Here is a 3,726-nt window from a genome sequence, read left to right as displayed (position 1 = left end):
CTAGCTTAGACTAATTACTCTGTTTAGTGCGGACTCTGTTTCCAGTAGATTCGTCATCACCAGTTACAAGTACCTCTTAGTGTTTCAACTTCGATTATCTTCTCTAATAAGTTTATAGCTTTATAATCTTGAATCGCAAACTTCAGTTTGCCTTCCTCCCTTCGCAAGTATAGATACTTTTGGTAATCTATACCCCATTATGACTGCTATACCTATAGCTTATGCATAATGTCCTCTTAGTTTTATCCTCCATACTGTTACCAGTTTTCATTGGCTAAAAGTTAATCACTACTACGAATTCATCTGCCACCTGCACTACATCGTATCTCCCTTGTGTTCCCACTTGTTTGAACTTACCTAAAATAAATAGGATAATACAGGCTTCTCCAGATAGGTGTACCTGCCTAAATATGAACGCATCCGTCTTAACTTATAAAGTTATCCAACTTTCGGGCTTTCCCATATTTTGCAGGGTTACCCACTTTATAAGCCACCTTCGGTTTACTTTCGCTATGTTCCATATTTTCCCTGCTGCTTCCTTCAGACCCTACCGTTGCCAGTAACGCCCTTGCTCTCAGGTTGTCTTCCCGTTGGTTAGGTGACTTAGGCTTCTTTCAGCCTATCGGCTCAGTACACATGCTGGACGTACAAGAGGCTGCCTAAAATTACTTTTAGGCAGCCTCTTCTTACAATTCTTATTACATTTTTATTGAATTATTTACTGTGATGTTCTAAATGACGTGGTCCACCTATATGAAAACCTTCAATTAGTTTATCAGCTTGAGCCTGTGTTATAGTTTTAGCTGTAACTAGAGCTTTTAGTGGGCCCACCTCGTTATCTCTTAAACTGTCCATATATGTTCTTCTTTCAGTTTCAGTCATAGTACTAGCTTTGTCTCTAGCCGTTTTTTTAGCTACTTCATTTGCATTTATGGCCGCTATAACTTTAGTTGCTTGATCCTTTGTAATGGTCTTATCTGTAACAAACACATTAATCTTTGTATTTAAATCAACTTGGCTTTGGGCCTTCATTTTAGCCTCCATACTAGTTTTTAGTGCATCTGCCTTTTCCTGAGTTAGAATCTTTTCTTCTACTAACTCCACAAATAAACCTGTCTTTTCTGGTTTTTCCCCTTTTACATGTTTTTCTCCTGTAGGGACTTTGGGCGCCTTGTTAGTTTCATATGCAAGAATCTTATCACTTTCCGCCTCAGTAATTATTTTTGACGTTACTGCTTCTTTAATTTGACTCTCTAACATAGCATCCCTATCTGGAGCAGTGCGTTTATTATGTTTTAGAGCTTCCCGTGCATTAGTTTGTGGAGCTACTTTATCCGCTGCAAATGCAAAACTAGCCGAGGATACAATTACACCTCCTGTTATTACTGCTGTAATTATTTTTGTTTTTAAAGAAAGTCTGTTCATACTAATTTCCCCTTTCATATCTTATTATTGTATTTATTTTCATATTCTTTATATGTTCTATTATAGTTTTTAATTATGGCAGGATTATGTCAGAATTGTGTGCACATTATGTAAAATATATATTGAAAAATTAAAAATATTAACTAACGATCATAAGTTTCATCCCGGGAAATATCACTTTTAATATAAAAAATCTCATCCACTTAACATTGTTAAGTGGATGAGATTTTTTTAAAATTTAACTAACATAAAAATATCGTTAACTGCAACTTAACTCTATATAAGTGTGTAGTTTAAGCACACTCCTAGATATTAATATTAAGCCGAAAATTAAATCTTGTAAAATTCTTATTATATTATACAAGATTTTAATTAAATTTAACTACAATCTAACTCTATTTATATCCATTTTTTTTAGCTATTGACTCATCTTTCATTTCTGATTTCATACCATTTATTGCATCTTTTCTTCTATCATTTTTTGCTTCTAATGTTTTTTTATACTTTCCATCATCCGTTTCTTCAATTGCTTCTTTTGCAAGATGGAAATTTTCAATTGTATTACTTATATTATCTTGTATTCTACCTGCGTTATCCCGTCTATCATCTGGTTTGTTTTTCATCATAATTTAATATCTCCTTCGTTTGACTTAATAATATATTCACTATTATTATATCTACAAAAGCATATATTATTCACCAAACAAAATTGCTAATTTTATAATAAACTTAACTTTCCTTTACACCCGCAATATATTCAGCATTTAATAACTCCGCTAGTGCATCCTCTACCGATACCTCCTCAACTATTCTTCCAGTAAGAATTAACCCTTTATTTAAATCACCATCCCACTCAAAATCGGTCATCACGGCATCAATTCCTAAATTCTCAGCCATATCTTTTGCGCTTATGTTATAGTTCTTATAATCATCTATACCATCTTCTGTAATTGAAATTTTATAAATCTTGTTTTTAATTGACATTTTCATTCCTCCATAGAACATAATATAATATTTTTATGATACTAAATATAATATTCTACAAAAGCCGAAAAATATTCCTCGTAAATGCATATGTATATGTATATGTAATGTGTTAACTTCTTTTCTTGATATATCTCCTAATCTTCACTTTATTATTCCTAATTACCTTATTCAAGAAATAAAAAGTAATAATTAAAATTGCTATAAATGTTGAAAACCATCCGTACTCTGAAACCATGGGAATTACAGTTTCCCATGAATCCCCAAACCAATATCCTAACCCTAAGTATATGGAGGTCCAAAATAATTCACCTAGTGCAACAAATAAACTAAATGTCCTAAATTTATATCCAGTAATCCCAGCTGTAGCATTTACAAAAGGTCCCATAGCTGATACGAAAAATCTGCTTAAAAAAACTGCACTCTTTCCATGTTTCATTAAATATTTTTTAGCTTTGAACATTTTGGGCTGGGAGTACGTTCTTAATTTAGGAAATTTATTTAAAGATTTATCTCCAATAAATTTCCATATAATATATGCAATATTATCTCCTAGCCATGAGAAAAACCAAATTTGTAATAAAAGAATACCAACATTAAATTCACCCGCATAAGCAAAAGCACCAGATGCCATTACGAGTAAAGACGCTCCTGTTGGAATCCCTATACACTGAAGTACAACTATAATACTTAGAAACCATATGTTATAGTTTCTAAAATATTCTATTAGTAAATTACTAAACTCACTCATGTTTATTACCTTCTATTCCTTTATCATTTTCCATTATTTTCTTTAAATTGTTCCTAAGTTCTTTTGAATTTTTATTGTATTTTTTGCCCAATTGTTCTACACATAAATTTTCATCTCCATTTTGTGGAATGATTTCTAGTCCCTTGAATATATCTTCTTCACTTATTTTGTTTTTCTCAGATAATTGTTTTAAGTTAATCCATTTATGAATGCTCATATTCCCAATTTGTCTATTTTCTTTGGTGGGCAATTTAATATTTCTAAAATCTAGATATAGTATAGTGGACCGCCTCGCTATTATAAATATAATTACAATTATCAAAGCTGATAATATAAATGCTTTTACATTTTTTTTCATCAAATACAATCAAATACCCTCCTCTAGCAAAAACAAGTTTTCGGATTAAATCCAAAAACTTATTTCAATTAATTCATACATTTAAGTGTCTTTGTCCTATATCATTAGCAATCCTTCTAAGTTGATTTACCTGATCTTCTGTTCCTAGAACCACCATAGTATCGCCTAATTTCACCATTTCATCAGAACTTGGATTAAAAACTAACTT

At 31.6% G+C, this 3,726-nt stretch carries 5 protein-coding genes; all 5 read right to left on the bottom strand.

The window, feature by feature from the left end:
- Positions 1–714: 714 nt before the first annotated feature.
- Positions 715–1,425: a hypothetical protein gene (locus tag ACJAX4_RS22860; RefSeq protein WP_435791739.1), complete on the bottom strand. Its 711-nt coding sequence runs from the start codon at positions 1,423–1,425 to the stop codon at positions 715–717.
- 395 nt (positions 1,426–1,820) lie between these two features.
- Positions 1,821–2,048: a small acid-soluble spore protein Tlp gene (tlp, locus tag ACJAX4_RS22855; RefSeq protein ID WP_435791740.1), complete on the bottom strand. Its 228-nt coding sequence runs from the start codon at positions 2,046–2,048 to the stop codon at positions 1,821–1,823.
- A 106-nt stretch (positions 2,049–2,154) separates the two neighbouring features.
- Positions 2,155–2,409 (bottom strand): hypothetical protein, encoded by a 255-nt coding sequence (locus ACJAX4_RS22850; RefSeq protein WP_435791738.1) that lies wholly within the window; start codon positions 2,407–2,409, stop codon positions 2,155–2,157.
- A gap of 112 nt (positions 2,410–2,521) precedes the next feature.
- Positions 2,522–3,160 (bottom strand): DedA family protein, encoded by a 639-nt coding sequence (locus ACJAX4_RS22845; protein WP_435791737.1) that lies wholly within the window; start codon positions 3,158–3,160, stop codon positions 2,522–2,524.
- Positions 3,153–3,527: a hypothetical protein gene (locus tag ACJAX4_RS22840; protein ID WP_435791736.1), complete on the bottom strand. Its 375-nt coding sequence runs from the start codon at positions 3,525–3,527 to the stop codon at positions 3,153–3,155. The genes ACJAX4_RS22845 and ACJAX4_RS22840 overlap by 8 nt, the downstream gene beginning before the upstream one ends.
- Between the last annotated feature and the right edge of the window lie 199 nt (positions 3,528–3,726).

It is taken from the genome of Clostridium sp. (assembly GCF_051278035.1).
GTDB lineage: Bacteria > Bacillota > Clostridia > Clostridiales > Clostridiaceae > Clostridium_AD.
Note: the sequence above shows the minus strand (reverse complement) of the source record. Positions and strands in the feature narration are given on the sequence as shown.